Origin of the sequence: Shewanella sp. 10N.286.48.B5, assembly GCF_002874355.2 — a bacterium.
Taxonomy (GTDB): domain Bacteria; phylum Pseudomonadota; class Gammaproteobacteria; order Enterobacterales; family Shewanellaceae; genus Shewanella.
In genome coordinates, this window is sequence record NZ_MCVG02000001.1 from 1,595,320 (window position 1) to 1,612,184 (window position 16,865).

The following is a 16,865-nucleotide window of genomic DNA, read 5'->3' on the forward strand; positions in this document are numbered from 1 at the left end:
AGTAGTCACAAAAGACATTCTGGTAATAATTAGATCACAGTTTGAAGATTCATTAAAAATATTCCCATAAAACCAAATATTCTTGATAAAAAGAACTCTAACTTAGTTCATGGTTCAGTATTGTGTGTTTTTTATTTCAGATAGTCTTAATTGAGTACATCGAATAAAGAAAGACCAGCTAAAGTTTAACTGATGTTGTCTATTTAAAAACGACGAGGGATTATGAGTAATATGTTTTATTAAAATAAATTTTGGATACAAAAAAGCCCCAACTAATGTTGAGGCTTTTTTGCACCATACTTACGTATGTAAGTTCTCATCATTGCTAAGCAAAGACTAAGAATAATGGTACCCGAGGCCAGACTTGAACTGGCACGCCTATTAAGCGAGGGATTTTAAATCCCTTGTGTCTACCGATTCCACCACTCGGGCAAAAGTGTCATTTAATTGTTAATTTAACAACTAAACAAAATTGTGGAGGCGCGACCCGGAGTCGAACCGAGGTCGACGGATTTGCAATCCGCAGCATAGCCATTCTGCCATCGCGCCGCAATTCATTTAATGAATTGGAGCGACATATCGGGTTCGAACCGATGACCTATACCTTGGCAAGGTATCGCTCTACCAACTGAGCTAATGTCGCTTTACAGAATCAATAACAAGGTGTTGTCGTTGACTTCGGAATGCATTTTTACTGTTTTAAGCAATTCTGTCAATGAAGTTTTATAGTTTTTTCGTTGTTTTTAGTGCGTTTGTCGCATAAATAAACGCATCGAATAAATATTAACTGAACTTGGTTAAAAGCTATTCAGTATGAAAAATCTTAATTTGAAAAGACTGGGCTATTTCAGCTGAGAATATTCAAAAACTGCAATGTGATAATGGTTTGCTAATAAAAAAGCACTTCAAAGAAGTGCTTTTAATAGGTGAATTGCGCTTAGGCATTAATTAGGTTCTGTTTATGCGCTCGGTAAAGACAAAGTCGTAATACCCAGCATTTTTTGCATAACGCCCACTACCTGACAGCTATAACCAAATTCATTGTCATACCAAACATACAAAATTGCACGTTTACCTTCTGCAATTGTTGCTTGAGAGTCAACAACGCCTGCATAACGCGAGCCCACTAAATCACTAGAAACAATCTCAGTAGATTCAGTAAAATCAATTTGATTACGCAGCTCTGAAGTTAATGCCACATCTTTGAGGTATTCATTTAATTCGTCACGGTTTGTTTCACCGTTTAAATTAACACTAATGATAGCCATTGACACATTAGGTGTAGGTACACGTATCGCATTGCCTGTAAGCTTACCTTCTAGCACAGGTAACGCTTTAGATACGGCTTTAGCAGCACCAGTTTCAGTAATAACCATGTTTAATGGCGCACTACGGCCACGGCGATCAGCACTGTGATAGTTATCAATCAAGTTTTGATCGTTCGTATAAGAGTGAATAGTTTCTACATGGCCATTTTCAATACCGTACTTATCATTAACCGCTTTTAGAACCGGTGTAATAGCATTAGTAGTACAACTAGCAGCAGAAACAATGATGTCTTCTGGTAAAATGTCATTTTCATTGACACCATAAACAACATTTTTAATGGCGCCTTTAGCTGGTGCCGTTAACAGAACCTTACTGGCACCTTTACTCTTAAGGTGCAAACCAAGGCCAGCTTCATCTTTCCAAATACCGGTATTATCAACAACCAATGCATCATTTATACCGTATTGGGTATAATCGACTTCATCAGGTGAATTAGCATAGATTATTTGAATGTAAGTACCATTGGCGATTAATGCGTTGTTCTCTTCATCAACTTCAACTGAGCCATTGAAAGAACCATGCACCGAATCACGACGTAATAAGCTGGCGCGTTTTTCCAAATCGCCTTTCTTGCCACCACGAAGTACAATAGCACGAAGACATAATTTGTTGCTTTGACCGGTTTTTTCGATCATCAGGCGTGCTAATAACCGCCCTATTCGACCAAAACCGTATAGCACGACATCTTTAGCGGCAACATCATCTCCAAAATTTATGCCCGCTTCTAAAGCGTGAGTCATATAAGATTGAATTTGTGATGCATCAGAGTGTTCACGCCAGTAATTAATGGCAAGCTTGCCAATATCGACTTTACAATGCTTAACTGACAACTTACTTAACGCTTCTACAAATGGGAAACTTTCGCGTAAACGTAACTTATCGCCAATGTGACGACGAACTAAGCGATGCGCTTTAATAATTTCTATTGTTGATGCGTTTAAAAGTGGTTTACCAAAAATTAAGACTTCAACGCCTTGATTACGGTATAATTTCCCAAGTAAAGGCTGCATAGCCTCAGCCATTTCGAAACGTTCTTGCCAACTTTGTAGGTGTTTATCAGCGCTCATTAAAAAGATCCTTTATCTCATATTTCGGCTTTGTCGCAGAAAGAATTGAGTAACAGAAAGAAAAGACCAATAATCAGATTATTGTAGGGTTATCCCTTATTAGTCGCCGTCATTGTAATGAAATTTGACGCATTTCACCAGTAAGAAATTTTTACTAAACCTGTAATTTTATTAGAAAAAATCACCATGCGGAGCCAGTTTTGAACAAAAGTTTAGTAATAATTACATCATTTTCTTTATTCGCTGCATTATTCGGCCTTTTCGGTTGTGATGTTGGTCGAAATAGTGCCGCCATATGTAAAAAAAATCCTGAACTTTGTGCCGATTTACACCAAGATAGTTGGTGTTTAGTAGAAAAAGGCGACTTAATTCGCAGTCGTTACCAATTAAAGCAGATAGAAACCCCTTCAGGAAAGTTACTCTATGAGCAACTCATCAAGCTTGAGTCTTATAGTAAATGCATCGAACTTGCTGCCGGGGTTAAACATGTTATTAATACTCACCGTACTGAAGATCGAGAACGTGCTTATGCTATTAGTACCCAAAACTTAGCCCAATTAAGAGAATCTACTCAAGATAACCCAGATCTTTATTTGGCTTACTACCGCTGGACCACTTTTAATGATGATGATTCACGAGATGCTGTCATCGCCGCAGAACAATCTGGTGAAGTTAATGAAGTTTTCATGTTGTCCCACATTGCCAGTTATTATTTAAAAATAAATACCAGCCAATCAAAAGCACTGTATTTATCACTTTTAGCTAACTCAAACGCAGAAACTTTGGATCCAGACTGGCTTTTAGGTTTAGCGAGCATTTATCGACGTGAACAAAATTCACAAAATGAATACTTGTTTACCAAAGCCAATTTGTTGATGAGTGATTATGTGGCTTCTGAGCAGAGGCTTTTAGCCTTAATTGGCAATAATAAAACCTTGGCAGCCCAATTAGACCTCGATGCGCAAATGTTAGTTAATCAACTTTCCTTAGGTCAATTCGATATCAGCCAATTTAAAACACGAATTGATTAAAAAACTAGCGCGTTATTAACTACAATGAACACATTATATTTTTCACTTATTTGTTGACGACTTACAAAAAAACACAAAAAGTGTGTGATATATTGAATTCTGTAAATAAAATACAGACATTTGACGCTTAAATTGCCATTTTTCGGCTTTTTTACTTGACGAAAATCGTTAATTTGGTAATTTTACTACCACATGATTTACGAAACAGATTTTATAATCACTTGAGGGATATGCAATGACTATCCGTGTAGCAATTAACGGCTATGGCCGTATCGGTAGAAATGTTTTACGTGCGCTTTATGAAAGCGAAAAGGATTACCCAATTGAAATCGTTGCACTCAACGATTTAGGTGATGCTTCAATTAATGCTCACCTTACCAAGTATGATTCAGTTCATGGTCGTTTTAATGCTAAAGTTGATCATGATGATGAAGCCATCTACGTTAATGGCGATAAAATCCTAACTTTCCAAGAACGTGACCCTTCTAAATTGCCTTGGGCAGAGTTGAATGTTGATGTTGTGTATGAATGTACTGGTATTTTCACTTCTAAAGAAGCGGTACAGCCACATTTAACAGCGGGCGCGAAGAAAGTTATTATTTCAGCACCAGGTAAAAATGTTGACGCTACAGTTGTTTATGGCGTAAACAATGACGTACTAACTGCTGACATGACTGTGATTTCAAATGCTTCATGTACAACCAACTGTTTAGCGCCTTTTGCGAAACCGTTGAATGACTCTGTTGGTATTGAATCAGGTTTAATGACTACTATTCATGCTTACACCAATGATCAACGCTTATCAGATGTTTACCACACTGATTTACGTCGTGCTCGTGCAGCAGCAATGTCTATGATCCCAACTCAAACTGGGGCAGCTGCTGCTGTAGGTTTAGTGGTTCCTGAGCTTCAAGGTAAGTTTGACGGTTTAGCTGTACGTGTACCGACAGTCAACGTATCTCTTGTAGATCTCACTTTCCAAGCGTCTCGTGACACCACAGTTGAAGAAATTAACCAGATAGTGGCAGATGCAGCAAAAACTTCACCATTGAATGAAGCGCTTGCTATTAATGTTGAACCTTTAGTCTCTATCGACTTCAACCATAATGCATTTTCTTCTAACTTTGACGCGACTCAAACACGTGTTAATGGTCGACTTGTCAAAGTAATGGCTTGGTATGATAACGAATGGGGTTTCAGTAACCGCATGTTAGATAATACTGTTGCATTAATGACAGCTAAATAATTCATAGCAGTCATTTGACTAATATGAAAAAGCCCTGCAATTGCAGGGCTTTTTATTGTCTGTCATTTAGCTTAGTAATACTAAGCTAAATCTTACAAACTTAATTAGGCGTTGCCTTTTACTTTCATATTAAGGGTTTGAGCAAAATTTAGCATTCTATTAAGTGGCACTAACGCATCATCACGTAAAGCGTCATCAACAAACACTTCATGGGTTGTTTTATCGACACTACTGAGCGATGCTTCAATCGCTTGAAGACCATTCATAGCCATCCAAGGACAATGGGCACAGCTTTTACAAGTGGCGCCATTACCGCCTGTTGGCGCTTCAATAAGTGTCTTACCCGGTGCAGCTTGTTGCATTTTATAAAAAATGCCGCGATCGGTTGCTACAATGAATTGCTGATTGTCCATAGTTTGTGCAGCTTTAATTAACTGACTAGTTGAACCTACAGCATCAGCTAACGCTACCACATTTGCTGGTGATTCAGGGTGAACTAGCACAGCAGCATCTGGATATTGTATTTTTAATTCACGTAAGGCTTTTGCTTTAAATTCGTCATGAACAATACAATCACCTTGCCACATCAGCATATCGGCGCCAGTTTCTTTAGCGATATAACTGCCTAAATGTCTATCTGGGCCCCAGATGATTTTCTTGCCTTCACTATCTAAGTGTTCAACGATTTCAAGGGCGATACTTGATGTAACAACCCAATCTGCACGCGCTTTAACAGCGGCAGAGGTGTTAGCGTAGACCACAACGGTATGATCTGGATGAGCATCGCAAAATGCCGAAAACTGCTCAATAGGACAACCAATATCAAGTGAACAGGTGGCATCTAAAGTAGGCATTAGAATGGTTTTTTCAGGGCTAAGAATTTTAGCCGTTTCGCCCATAAATTTAACGCCAGCAACAATTAACGTTTTAGCAGGATGATCACGACCAAAGCGTGCCATTTCTAAAGAATCAGATACGCATCCACCTGTCTCTTCTGCTAAGGCTTGAATTTCAGGATCAGTATAGTAATGTGCAACAAGAACCGCATTTTGTTCTTTTAAAAGCTGTTTAATTTTTTGTTTATAATCAGCCTTTTCGGCTTCATTTAATACAGCGGGTTTTGCGGGAAAAGGATATTCGATTGAAGCGATATTCGGTGCCGAAGTGATCATTTTGATTCCGAGAAGTTACAACGTTTGAGTATTATACAAAATCGGCCCATAAAATTAAAGGACGCTTTCGCGTCCTTTCGTGTAACTGGGTAACCTATTTTGAAGGTGAAGGAATTAGCGCATGGCTAATAACATCTCTTGAGGTTGTTCCAGATAGAGCTTCCATAAATTACAAAAACGGGCAATGGTGCCACCATCAATTATGCGATGATCGCCAGACCAACTAACTTGCATTATTTTACGCGCTTCAACTTCACCGTTTTCATTAAAGCGCGGTAGAGTTTGCAGTTTACCTAACGCTACAATGGCTACTTCAGGTTTATTGATGATTGGCGTTGCCACTGTGCCACCGAGTGCACCAATATTAGAAATAGAAATCGTGCCACCTTTAAGATCTGCAGGTGAAACGCGGCCACTACGAGCAGCAGTGGTTAAACGAGTAATTTCAGCAGCAACTTCTAGAATAGATTTGTTTTGCACGTCTTTTACATTAGGTACTAACAAACCAACTTTTGAATCAACAGCCATACCTATGTTATGAGAAGCTTTATACGTCAGCTCAGTACACTCGGAATTGACCTGGCTATTCAGCACAGGGAATTCATTGATGGCTAACGACATTGCTTTCATGAAAAATGGCATCATTGTTAGCTTAACTTCATCAGTAGAGTAGCGTTGCTTCATTTCGGCGCGCAAGGCAACTAGATCTGTTAAGTCAAACTCTTCACAATAGGTAAAATGCGGAATGGTCGAAACAGACTCCACCATCATTTTCGCCATAACCGCTTTAACACCTTTGATAGGTTCGACTTTATCAGTAGCGCTTGACACGGTCGTCGCTGGCGTAACTGCTGGGGCTTGGTTATTGACCACAGGAGTAGAAACTGTCGTAGACTTAGGCGTCGCTGCAGTTAAGTGGCTTTCAATATCTTCTTTATAGACACGGCCACTTTTGCCTGTTCCTTTCACATCAGCAATATTGATATCTAAGCTGCGGGCTAAACGTCGCACTGCAGGACTGGCTAATGCTTTGCCTTGTATAACAGGCTCAGGTGAAACATCTAAAGCCACTTGGGTTGCTGGAGCATCATCTACAAGGGTATTTGCTACTGAGGTAGATTCAACTTCGATGGCAAATAAAGGTTCATGTACTTTTGCAAGCTGGCCTTTTCGATAATGAAGTTTAACAATAGTGCCATTTTTTATTGCTGGAATTTGAACCAAAGCTTTGTCTGTCATCACATCAGCAATAGGTTGATCTTCAACCACGCTATCGCCTTCTTCGACTAACCACTCAACCAGTTCACACTCTACAATACCTTCACCAATATCTGGCAATAAAAACTCTTCAATCGCTTTACCTGTAACAGGGGCTTGTGGCGTATTTTGAATCGAGGCATTGCTAGGTGTATGGCTTGAATCATTTTTTACTTCCGCCGCTGTCGAAATGACAAAAGGTTCGGCAGCAGTTGCATCCATATCTACGGCATAAAGTGGTGCATGTACTTTAGCAATATCGCCTTTGGCATAATACAGCTTAGTAATTACGCCACCATGTGGTGCAGGAATTTGCACTAAAGCTTTATCGGTCATGACATCAGCGATGGGTTGATCTTCAACGACTAAGTCGCCTTCTTTAACCATCCAATCGACAAGCTCACATTCAACAACACCTTCACCAATATCCGGCAAAATAAAATCTTTAATCATATCTTGCTCCTAGAAATTAACTGATGCTTTAATGGCTTCGAATGTTTTAAGCTCATCTGGCATGTATTCTTTTTCAAGAATAAGCGGGTATGGTGTATCTAAACCACATACTCGGCTAATGGGTGATTCAAGACTTAAGAAACATTCCTGCTGAATTGTTGCTGCAATTTCACCAGCAAAGCCACCTGTTAACGGCGCTTCATGGTTTATTAATAACCGACCCGTTTTCTTAACTGAAGCAGCAACGGTTTCTATGTCCCATGGTGCCAGAGTGCGCAAATCGATAATTTCAGATGAAATACCCTCTTTTTCAGCCATAAGCGCTGCTTTTTCAAGGATCTCCATTTGCGCGCCCCAACCTAGTAATGTGATATCAGTTCCTGATTTAACCACTTCTGCTTTACCTAGCTCGATTTCATAATCGCCAGCGGGCACTTCGCCAACTGAAGCACGATAAAGACGCTTAGGCTCAAAGAAAATAATTGGATTAGGGTCACGTATAGAAGCAAGTAACAGCCCTTTTGCTTGCTCTGGGTTACGTGGAATGACAACTTTTAAACCAGGCGTTTGGGTAAAGTACGCTTCTGGAGATTGCGAGTGATAATGGCCGCCTGCAATACCGCCACCATAAGGGGTTCTAAAAGTCAGTCCGCCAACATCAAATTGATTACCACTGCGATATCTGAATTTTGCTGATTCATTAACGATTTGGTCAAATGCAGGGAAGATATAATCAGCGAATTGGATCTCTGCCACAGCAGTCATGCCATTTGAGGCTAAGCCATTAGCAAAGCCAGCAATACCCTGCTCGGTTAACGGTGTATTGAAACAACGATCACGGCCGAATTTTTCTTGTAGTCCAGATGTCGCTCGAAAAACACCACCAAAGTGTCCAACATCTTCACCAAATACCACCATTCTTTCATCCGCGGTCATCGCAATTGATAACGCATCATTAATGGCGTGTAACATGTTCATTTCAGCCACGATTAAATTCTCCCTGCACTTTTAGGATACGACTTAGGATATTTTTTAATATGTTGTTTTAAATCAGCTAATTGTTTCTCTAAAGCAGGTGTTGGTTTATCTAATACATCTGTGATTAACAAGTCGATATGCGGTAAAGCCACTTTTTCTGCCACTTTAACGGCATTAAGTACTTCTTCTCGGTATTGTTCATAAGCTGCAGCATCATCTTTTTCGTTTAACCAATCTTTATTGATCATCCAAAGTTTAAAGCGCTTAACAGGATCATGTTGCTCCCACTTAGCTTCTTCTTCTTTTGAACGATAACCCGATGGGTCATCTGAAGATGAATGTGCACCTAAACGGTACGTCATCGCTTCGATGAGTACTGGCGCATTATGTTCTAACGCATGAGCTCGAGCTTGTTGAGTTGCTGCGAGTACCGCAAGCATATCGTTACCATCAACACGAATAGTGTGCATACCATAACCAACACCACGACTGGCAATGCCATTACCTGCAAATTGCTCTTCAGTTGGCGTTGAAATCGCGTAACCATTGTTACGACAGAAAAAGATCGTTGGTGACTTTAAAACTGCAGCCATATTTAGGCCTGCGTGAAAGTCACCTTCTGATGCTGCACCTTCGCCAAAATAACAAATAGCAACGTTACGTTTGCCTTGTAATTTAAAAGCGTGTGCAACACCGGTAGCTTGTGGTATTTGAGTCGCTAGTGGTGATGAAATTGTCTGGTAATTTAATTCTTTACTACCGTAATGAATTGGCATCTGTCTGCCTTTACCTAAATCTTTTTCATTACTGAACATTTGATTCATAAATTGTTCAGTGGTAAAACCACGATATCTAAGTGATGCATGCTCTCGGTATTGCGCCAATATGACATCACCGTCATCAAGTGCAGCAGTACTGCCAATGATAGAGGCTTCTTCGCCAGTACAAGTCATATAAAAACTAATACGACCTTGCCTTTGAGCACTTAACATACGTTCATCTAATACTCGGGTAAAAACACAAGTATCATGTATACGTTCAGCCAAGGCTTTATCAATAACGGGCATAACGGCATTTTCGTAAGTTGTGCCATCAGCTTGTAGAATTTTTAAAATAGGAATGTGCAATGAAGCTTTGTCTAAGAAGCTGACACGATGCACTGTTTCATTAGTCAGTGTTGCGTTGCTCATATTGTGCTCTTGTTATTTGTAGCCTTAAAAATAAAGCGTAATTTATTATATGCGAACGAACATTACGTTAACGTAAACTTACTATCAACTAATGTTCATTCCACTTAGTGAATATCCTGTCATATAAAATGTATATTTAGCTTTACAACTTATTGAATGTCTTCATTAGGTGCTGGCACTAAACATAATACTGTACGTTGGCCCACAGGTACATTTTCATTAGGAAAAACGATAGCTTCGTATGGATAAATGACCTTAATCTCAGTGTCACCTTCCGTTGCTAATACATGATTTTGCTTGAACCCAGAAAAATTTACCGTTGTCTTATCAAAGGTGAATTTGAAATCATCAAACTGCTTGTTAATGGAACGAGACACTTTATATAAGTGAAGTTTGTCTTTATCAAAAGGAGCTAGTTCAACTTGTTGTTGAGTTATCAACTGCAAAAGCATCTTTTTAGTATTGGCAAATTTTAACATATCATTCTCGCCAAAAGGCATCACTTTACCCAGTTCGACTGTAAATGCATCGGCTTTGAATTGTACTGATGAATAATAGCTAAAAGTAGTGGTAGGTTCATGATGGAATAAAATGGTGTCAACATCACAACCCGCTAAAAACATAATTTGATCAGCACTAAAGCTACGTCCAGGCCTGTAAGGATAAATCGCAAATTTCTCATGTTTAGACGGCTTTATCGCGGTGTGTAAGTCGTAATGTATTCGTTGTGAGCTATTATTTTGAAGATAAAAATTAGCTACATATTCCTCTAATTTTTTTGCTCTAACTCTTTCTTTATTTGATAAACCTAAACCGGAAGAATGTGCCCCACTGAACAAACGATTCATATTCTCTTCTACAAAGCGTGTTTGGCTGAGTATGGAATCTGGATTGCCAATTATAAACAGGACTCTTTGTTTTGTAACGATTGTTTCTTTTAATAAATTATTTATGAGTTCGTTACAGATTTCAATAGGTGCTGTTTCGTTACCATGTATGGCACAAGATAAAACAATGTCTTTAGTCGACCCTTGAGCTGGATTAAAACAAATAATCCCGTTATCTAAAATCGTAACTGTTGTTTTATTTGACAATTCAAAGCGCTGTTCTGGCACCTTGTTATTAATGTTAGTTAACGTAAATGCTAAAAAATCTTTGTCATCCATTAATTGTTGAAACACGCTGACTCCTTGATGCGGCTTTAAATATTGAATGGTTTCAAACGGTAGTCGGATTCTATCACATTTAGGGGAAGCTAACGTTAAGTAACATTTAACAGAGTGTAAATCTTTGCTTGCATTATTTATTAGAATAAATATACTTTTAGCCATCTAGACTTCTTTACGGGTATCGTATGACTATAGCAACTTTTGGTGCAGGCTGTTTTTGGGGCGTTGAATATTTTTTTAAACAAATAAATGGTGTAGTTGCAGCACAATGCGGTTATATGGGGGGAAATGACAAATTTCAGACCTACGAGCAAGTGAAAGCGGGCGTAACGGGCCATGCAGAAGTGGTACAGGTTGAGTTTGACGAACATATCGTTAGCTATGAAGAGTTGTTGACCGTTTTTTGGCAAAACCACAATCCAACCACTCTAAATATGCAAGGTGGTGATATTGGCAGCCAATATCGAAGCACTATTTTTTTCCACAGCCAAGAACAAAAATTATTAGCAGAGCAATCTAAATTGTTGCTAATTCAAAGTGGTAAATGGGGATTACGACAAATTGTAACTGAAATTGTACCGGTTCAAACCTTTCATCCGGCGGAAGAATACCACCAAAACTATCTAGAAAAGAATGGCTTACCAAGTTGTCATATTAGTTATTAGCATGTAAAAGTCTAATGCGATAAGTCCTTGGTGTCTTTTGTGTACGGTATCGATTGCCTCAATCTATATCTTGGAGCAATCGCTACTTTACCCCACCCTGTAAATTCCCTACAATCCATGCAAATTGCTTAAAGCATGTAATGGAGAAATAAAAAAATGAGTCAAGCTCGTCATATTAACCTGTTAATTTTAGGTTCTGGCCCTGCTGGTTATACTGCTGCAGTTTACGCAGCACGTGCAAATTTGAAGCCTGTCATGATCACTGGGATGCAACAAGGTGGTCAACTGACTACGACTACTGAAGTTGAAAACTGGCCAGGCGATGCTAATGGCTTAACCGGTCCAGCATTAATGGCAAGAATGCAAGAACATGCTGAAAAGTTTGATACTGAAATTATCTTTGATCATATTAATGAAGTTGATTTTAGCCAGCGCCCTTACCGATTAAAAGGAGACAATGGTGAGTTTACTTGTGACGCATTAATCATTGCAACTGGTGCATCTGCCAAATATTTAGGCCTTCCATCTGAAGAAGCATTTATGGGCCGTGGTGTATCAGCCTGTGCTACCTGTGATGGTTTCTTTTATCGTAACCAAAAAGTGGCTGTAGTTGGTGGTGGTAACACTGCTGTTGAAGAAGCGCTTTATTTAAGTAATATTGCTTCTGAGGTGCATTTAATCCACCGTCGTGATTCTTTCCGATCAGAAAAGATCCTGATCAACCGTCTGATGGATAAAGTTGCTAATGGCAATATCATCCTACACTTAGATCAAACTCTTGATGAAGTCGTCGGTGACAACATGGGTGTTACCGGTCTTAAAATGAAAAGCACTAAAGATGAGTCAATTTCAGATTTAGAGGTTGCTGGCGTTTTCATTGCGATTGGTCATAGCCCAAACACCGGTATTTTTGACGGTCAACTTGATATGAACTACGGTTACATTACCGTCAACAGTGGCCTTCAAGGTAACGCAACTCAGACAAGTGTTGAAGGCATTTATGCTTGTGGTGACGTAATGGATCAACATTATCGTCAAGCTATTACTTCAGCAGGATCAGGTTGTATGGCTGCGTTAGATGCCGAGCGTTACTTAGACGCACAAAAGTAGAATCGTCACTTTGTAATCTACTAGTTTACACATAGTGAGCTAGTAGCGACAAGCCATCCATTATTGTGATGGCTTTTTTATTGTTTGTATTTTATCGATGTGAATAACACAGGTGAAGGCTGTTGTTTATACAGTTGACCAGTTTTTGTTTAACACTATTACTGCACATTACTCATTTTTTTAATGGTTAACTTTCAAACTGTATATTACAACTTCAGTTTTGCCATTAACATCTGAATGAAACTGCTGACAGATAAATTCCATTCCTATTTTCTTCATAATTTTAATTGAACCTAAATTATCCTTATCCGCTATTGCTGTAAAACGTTCAATAATTGGTTGTTCCTCTACCAATAATTTAATCACTGCTTTGGCGCTTTCTGTCGCATAACCTTTCCCCCAAGCTGATTGTTTGAATCGCCAACCAATTTCAAGATTATTAAATTCAGGGGTCTCACTGAAAAAGCCCATGGGCCTAATCAATATCCAACCAACAAAGTTATCACGACGATCAACAGTATCTAGTTCTCGCTTTTCAAACACCTTCCAAAAGCCCCACCCTTTGGATGGCGTTAAATAACTTGCCAAACGTGGTATAGAAATATGTTCTATATCAGATTTTGAGGTAGGTTTTCCGCCGTTTATATATTTCATCACATCGGGATTTTGGTCTAGAGCGTAAAGTAAATCGGCATCATCAAGCGTCATAATAGCAATTGATAATCTGTCTGTTGCTAACTGGGTTTTCATAACACCTACTTCCAATAAGTCAAACACAATGGCAAGATTCTAAATTTTAGATATAAAAAAAGGAACCCTAAGGTTCCTTTTTTAAAGAATAATAACTAATTACTTAGCTAAAGCTTCTTTTGCTTTTTCAACTAAAATTGTGAAAACAACTTTGTCGAATACAGCGATGTCAGCCAAAATTTTACGATCGATTTCGATCGAAGCTTTTTTAAGACCGTTAATGAAACGGCTATAAGAAAGACCATTTTGACGAGATGCCGCATTGATACGTGCAATCCAAAGTTGACGGAATTGACGTTTCTTTTGACGACGGTCACGGTAAGCATATTGACCAGCTTTAGTTACTGCTTGAACAGCAACACGGAAAGTACGAGAGCGAGCTCCGTAATAACCTTTGGCTAATTTAAGTACTTTCTTGTGACGAGCACGAGCGGTTACACCACGCTTAACTCTAGGCATTGTTCATATCTCCTTTAATTAAGCGTATGGTAGTTGACGTGCAATTGCTGGCACATCAGACTTAGCTACTAAACATTTAGCACGTAAGTGACGTTTACGCTTAGTGCTCTTCTTTGTCAAAATATGACGTAAGTGTGCCTGTTTGCGCTTGAAACCATTAGCGGTTTTTCTGAAGCGTTTTTGGACACCCTTATCTGTTTTCATTTTAGGCATTGCTAAAACTCCGCATTGGGACATTAATAAAACGTAAGGCGAGCAAAACCCTCAAAAAGGATTTTGCTACTTTTTAATTGGTTGCCCTACTATTTCTTTTTAGGTGCTAGGACCATAACTGCTTGTCGACCTTCCATTTTCGGGAAAGATTCAACAACAGCATATGTTTCCAAATCTGCTTTGATACGGTTCAAAAGATCCATACCTAAGCTTTGGTGTGCCATTTCGCGACCACGGAAACGCAGCGTAATTTTCGCTTTGTCCCCATCTTCTAGAAAACGAATCAGGTTGCGTAGTTTTACCTGATAGTCGTTTTCATCAGTGCCAGGACGGAATTTAATTTCCTTCAGCTGGACCTGTTTCTGCTTCTTCTTTTGTTCTTTTTGAGCTTTCGCTTTATCAAAAAGGAACTTACCGTAGTCCATAATGCGACAGACCGGAGGCTCAGCGTTAGGACTAATTTCAACCAGGTCTACACCTGCTTCATCAGCTAATTCTTGAGCCTGTGAAATACTTACGATTCCAACAGATTCGCCTTCGATATCCGATAGACGAACTTCTGGTACGCCAGTGATTTCTTCGTTAATACGATTAGGGGCTGGCTGTCGCCCTGCTGCTCTCTTGATCTTTATGACCTATTCCTCCAACAAAATTAGACTACGGCTCGAAATTTGTTTTTGTATCTTGGCAATAAAATCATTGATTTTAATCTTGCCTAAATCGATACCGTCACGTGTTCGTACCGCAACTTCCTTATTTTCTATCTCTTGATCACCAACGACCAATAAATAAGGTACACGCTTTAACGTATGTTCACGTATTTTAAAGCCTATTTTCTCATTCCTCAAGTCTTTAGATGCTCGAATGCCACTTTCTTTGAAAGTTTTAACAATTTCATCTACATAATCAGACTGTTTATCAGTAATGTTCATAACAATTACTTGCACTGGTGCAAGCCATGTCGGGAATTTACCTGCATACTCTTCAATTAGAATACCGAGGAAGCGCTCAAGTGAGCCTAAAATAGCTCTGTGAATCATAACCGGTGTTTGACGAGTGTTATCTTCAGCAACATAGGTAGCACCTAAACGTGAAGGTAACGCATAATCAAGTTGCACTGTACCACATTGCCACGCACGATCTAAGCAATCATGCAAAGTAAATTCGATTTTTGGGCCATAGAACGCACCTTCACCAGGTAAAATATCAAATTCGATATCATTAGCCTTAAGTGCTTTCTTTAATGCTTCTTCAGCACGATCCCACATATCGTCATCACCAATACGTTTTTCTGGACGAGTTGATAATTTAACGACGATATTTTCAAATCCAAACGTACCGTATGTGTCATACACCATTTGAATACATTCACTGACTTGTTCTTGAACTTGGTCATCGGTACAGAATACGTGTGCGTCATCTTGAGTAAAGCCACGAACGCGCATTAGGCCATGTAAAGAACCTGATGGTTCGTTACGATGACAACAACCAAACTCAGCCATTTTTAATGGCAAATCACGGTAAGACTTCAACCCTTGGTTAAAGATCTGTACGTGTCCCGGACAGTTCATAGGCTTAATCGCATATTCACGGTTTTCACTGTTCGTTGTGAACATCGCATCAGCGTATTTGTCCCAATGGCCAGAGCGTTCCCACAAGTTACGATCCATCATTAATGGACCTTTAACTTCTTGGTAAGTGTATTGCCCTAGTTTTTGACGAATAAACTTCTCAAGCTCTAAATATAAGCTCCAACCATCATTGTGCCAAAACACCATTCCTGGCGCTTCTTCTTGCATATGATAAAGGTCTAACTGTTTACCAATTTTACGGTGGTCACGTTTAGCCGCTTCTTCAAGACGGTTTAAATGTACTTTAAGAGCTTTTTTGTCTGCCCAAGCAGTACCGTAAACACGTTGTAGCATTTTATTGTCAGAGTTACCGCGCCAGTATGCACCAGCAACACTCATTAACTTAAAGTTTTGACAGAACTTCATGTTAGGTACATGAGGTCCACGACACATATCAATATATTCTTCGTGATGGTAAAGCGCTGGGGTTGCATCTTTGCTGATATTTTCATCTAAGATTGCAATTTTGTATTCTTCACCACGAGCTTCGAACGTATCACGGGCTTCTTGCCAAGAAACCACTTTCTTAACAACGCTATAATTTGTTTTAGCTAATGCTTGCATACGTTTTTCTAACGCATCGATATCTTCTTGAGTAAGCTTGTGATCTAAATCGATATCGTAGTAAAAGCCATTATCAATAACTGGACCGATTGCCATTTTAGTTTCAGGCCACATTTGCTTAATAGCATGACCTAATAAGTGCGCACAAGAATGGCGAAGGATTTCAACACCCTCTTCATTTTTAGCCGTAATGATTGAAAGTTCTGAATCTGTGGTAATTAAATCACAAGCATCAACGAGTTCACCGTTCACACGACCAGCAATACACGCTTTAGCTAAACCAGGACCGATGTCGGCAGCGACGTCTAAAGTAGAAACAGAATCGGCAAACTCACGTTTGCTGCCATCAGGCAAAGTAATAATAGGCATTTCATTTCCTTATCCAGTGGTGACCCACACGTAGGGCCACTTGGTAATTAATATATAAAAGAAATGCCACCGAACATCAGACATTACAGGAGTCTGAGTCATAAGTGGCATGAATACGCATTGTATGTGAAAAGGCCTTTTGCAAGCAAGCTAACTCAGTCGCAAAATTGAATAAAACACCATCACAACAGCTTTTTACACTTCTTGGATGA

At 39.3% G+C, this 16,865-nt stretch carries 15 protein-coding genes and 3 tRNA genes; 4 read left to right on the top strand and 14 right to left on the bottom strand.

Annotated elements, in window-relative coordinates; all coding sequences use genetic code 11:
* Nucleotides 1-346: 346 nt before the first annotated feature.
* From BCU57_RS06920 to BCU57_RS06935, 4 genes are all read right to left on the bottom strand, one after another.
* Nucleotides 347-432, bottom strand: a tRNA-Leu gene (locus BCU57_RS06920).
* A 43-nt stretch (nt 433-475) separates the two neighbouring features.
* Nucleotides 476-549, bottom strand: a tRNA-Cys gene (locus BCU57_RS06925).
* Nucleotides 550-567: 18 nt separating this feature from the next.
* Nucleotides 568-643 (bottom strand) — tRNA-Gly (locus tag BCU57_RS06930).
* Nucleotides 644-959: 316 nt separating this feature from the next.
* On the bottom strand, nt 960-2,396 hold the full coding sequence (locus BCU57_RS06935) for a glyceraldehyde-3-phosphate dehydrogenase (protein ID WP_076540871.1): 1,437 nt from the start codon (nt 2,394-2,396) through the stop codon (nt 960-962).
* A 200-nt stretch (nt 2,397-2,596) separates the two neighbouring features.
* Here BCU57_RS06935 and BCU57_RS06940 point away from each other — a divergent pair, with 200 nt between their 5' ends.
* Together BCU57_RS06940 and gap are read left to right on the top strand one after the other, a co-directional pair.
* The gene (locus BCU57_RS06940; RefSeq protein WP_102435405.1) at nt 2,597-3,427 is read left to right on the top strand and encodes a DUF2989 domain-containing protein; all 831 of its coding nucleotides are present in this window, start codon (nt 2,597-2,599) and stop codon (nt 3,425-3,427) included.
* Between the two features lie 235 nt (nt 3,428-3,662).
* Nucleotides 3,663-4,673, top strand: coding sequence for a type I glyceraldehyde-3-phosphate dehydrogenase (gene gap / locus BCU57_RS06945; RefSeq protein WP_102435407.1), 1,011 nt, complete (start codon nt 3,663-3,665; stop codon nt 4,671-4,673).
* Between the two features lie 104 nt (nt 4,674-4,777).
* On the opposite strand, the gene nadA is transcribed toward gap, so the two are convergent.
* The 5 genes from nadA to astE form a co-directional block, all read right to left on the bottom strand.
* Complete coding sequence (gene nadA, locus BCU57_RS06950) at nt 4,778-5,845, bottom strand: quinolinate synthase NadA (RefSeq protein WP_102435409.1); 1,068 nt, start codon at nt 5,843-5,845, stop codon at nt 4,778-4,780.
* Between the two features lie 114 nt (nt 5,846-5,959).
* Nucleotides 5,960-7,555, bottom strand: a complete 1,596-nt coding sequence (locus tag BCU57_RS06955) for a dihydrolipoyllysine-residue acetyltransferase (protein WP_102435411.1) — start codon at nt 7,553-7,555, stop codon at nt 5,960-5,962.
* A 9-nt stretch (nt 7,556-7,564) separates the two neighbouring features.
* The gene (locus tag BCU57_RS06960; protein ID WP_102435413.1) at nt 7,565-8,542 is read right to left on the bottom strand and encodes an alpha-ketoacid dehydrogenase subunit beta; all 978 of its coding nucleotides are present in this window, start codon (nt 8,540-8,542) and stop codon (nt 7,565-7,567) included.
* 2 nt (nt 8,543-8,544) lie between these two features.
* Nucleotides 8,545-9,723, bottom strand: a complete 1,179-nt coding sequence (locus BCU57_RS06965; RefSeq protein WP_102435415.1) for a thiamine pyrophosphate-dependent dehydrogenase E1 component subunit alpha — start codon at nt 9,721-9,723, stop codon at nt 8,545-8,547.
* Nucleotides 9,724-9,872: 149 nt separating this feature from the next.
* Nucleotides 9,873-10,904, bottom strand: a complete 1,032-nt coding sequence (gene astE / locus BCU57_RS06970; RefSeq protein WP_102435641.1) for a succinylglutamate desuccinylase — start codon at nt 10,902-10,904, stop codon at nt 9,873-9,875.
* Nucleotides 10,905-11,077: 173 nt separating this feature from the next.
* Here astE and msrA point away from each other — a divergent pair, with 173 nt between their 5' ends.
* Nucleotides 11,078-11,557: a peptide-methionine (S)-S-oxide reductase MsrA gene (gene msrA / locus BCU57_RS06975; protein WP_102435417.1), complete on the top strand. Its 480-nt coding sequence runs from the start codon at nt 11,078-11,080 to the stop codon at nt 11,555-11,557.
* Between the two features lie 156 nt (nt 11,558-11,713).
* Nucleotides 11,714-12,667 carry a thioredoxin-disulfide reductase gene (gene trxB, locus BCU57_RS06980; protein ID WP_102435419.1) on the top strand — a complete coding sequence of 318 codons (954 nt, stop codon included), beginning with the start codon at nt 11,714-11,716 and terminating at the stop codon, nt 12,665-12,667.
* Nucleotides 12,668-12,847: 180 nt separating this feature from the next.
* On the opposite strand, the gene BCU57_RS06985 is transcribed toward trxB, so the two are convergent.
* From BCU57_RS06985 to thrS, 5 genes are all read right to left on the bottom strand, one after another.
* Nucleotides 12,848-13,417, bottom strand: coding sequence for a GNAT family N-acetyltransferase (locus BCU57_RS06985; RefSeq protein ID WP_102435421.1), 570 nt, complete (start codon nt 13,415-13,417; stop codon nt 12,848-12,850).
* Between the two features lie 99 nt (nt 13,418-13,516).
* Nucleotides 13,517-13,876 (bottom strand): 50S ribosomal protein L20, encoded by a 360-nt coding sequence (gene rplT / locus BCU57_RS06990; RefSeq protein WP_076540889.1) that lies wholly within the window; start codon nt 13,874-13,876, stop codon nt 13,517-13,519.
* Between the two features lie 18 nt (nt 13,877-13,894).
* Nucleotides 13,895-14,089: a 50S ribosomal protein L35 gene (gene rpmI / locus BCU57_RS06995; RefSeq protein ID WP_055023949.1), complete on the bottom strand. Its 195-nt coding sequence runs from the start codon at nt 14,087-14,089 to the stop codon at nt 13,895-13,897.
* Between the two features lie 89 nt (nt 14,090-14,178).
* Nucleotides 14,179-14,721 (bottom strand): translation initiation factor IF-3, encoded by a 543-nt coding sequence (gene infC, locus BCU57_RS07000; protein ID WP_076540890.1) that lies wholly within the window; start codon nt 14,719-14,721, stop codon nt 14,179-14,181.
* Between the two features lie 3 nt (nt 14,722-14,724).
* Entirely contained in the window at nt 14,725-16,653 is a 1,929-nt protein-coding gene (thrS, locus tag BCU57_RS07005) for a threonine--tRNA ligase (RefSeq protein WP_102435423.1), read from the bottom strand.
* Between the last annotated feature and the right edge of the window lie 212 nt (nt 16,654-16,865).

What these genes read in the sequence shown, in the direction of transcription:
- BCU57_RS06935 (WP_076540871.1), bottom strand. Translation starts at nt 2,396, where the DNA reads ATGAGCGCTGATAAACACCTACAAAGTTGGCAAGAACGTTTCGAAATG.
- gap (WP_102435407.1), top strand. Translation starts at nt 3,663, where the DNA reads ATGACTATCCGTGTAGCAATTAACGGCTATGGCCGTATCGGTAGAAAT.
- nadA (WP_102435409.1), bottom strand. Translation starts at nt 5,845, where the DNA reads ATGATCACTTCGGCACCGAATATCGCTTCAATCGAATATCCTTTTCCC.
- BCU57_RS06955 (WP_102435411.1), bottom strand. Translation starts at nt 7,555, where the DNA reads ATGATTAAAGATTTTATTTTGCCGGATATTGGTGAAGGTGTTGTTGAA.
- BCU57_RS06965 (WP_102435415.1), bottom strand. Translation starts at nt 9,723, where the DNA reads ATGAGCAACGCAACACTGACTAATGAAACAGTGCATCGTGTCAGCTTC.
- msrA (WP_102435417.1), top strand. Translation starts at nt 11,078, where the DNA reads ATGACTATAGCAACTTTTGGTGCAGGCTGTTTTTGGGGCGTTGAATAT.
- trxB (WP_102435419.1), top strand. Translation starts at nt 11,714, where the DNA reads ATGAGTCAAGCTCGTCATATTAACCTGTTAATTTTAGGTTCTGGCCCT.
- BCU57_RS06985 (WP_102435421.1), bottom strand. Translation starts at nt 13,417, where the DNA reads ATGAAAACCCAGTTAGCAACAGACAGATTATCAATTGCTATTATGACG.
- rplT (WP_076540889.1), bottom strand. Translation starts at nt 13,876, where the DNA reads ATGCCTAGAGTTAAGCGTGGTGTAACCGCTCGTGCTCGTCACAAGAAA.
- rpmI (WP_055023949.1), bottom strand. Translation starts at nt 14,089, where the DNA reads ATGCCTAAAATGAAAACAGATAAGGGTGTCCAAAAACGCTTCAGAAAA.
- thrS (WP_102435423.1), bottom strand. Translation starts at nt 16,653, where the DNA reads ATGCCTATTATTACTTTGCCTGATGGCAGCAAACGTGAGTTTGCCGAT.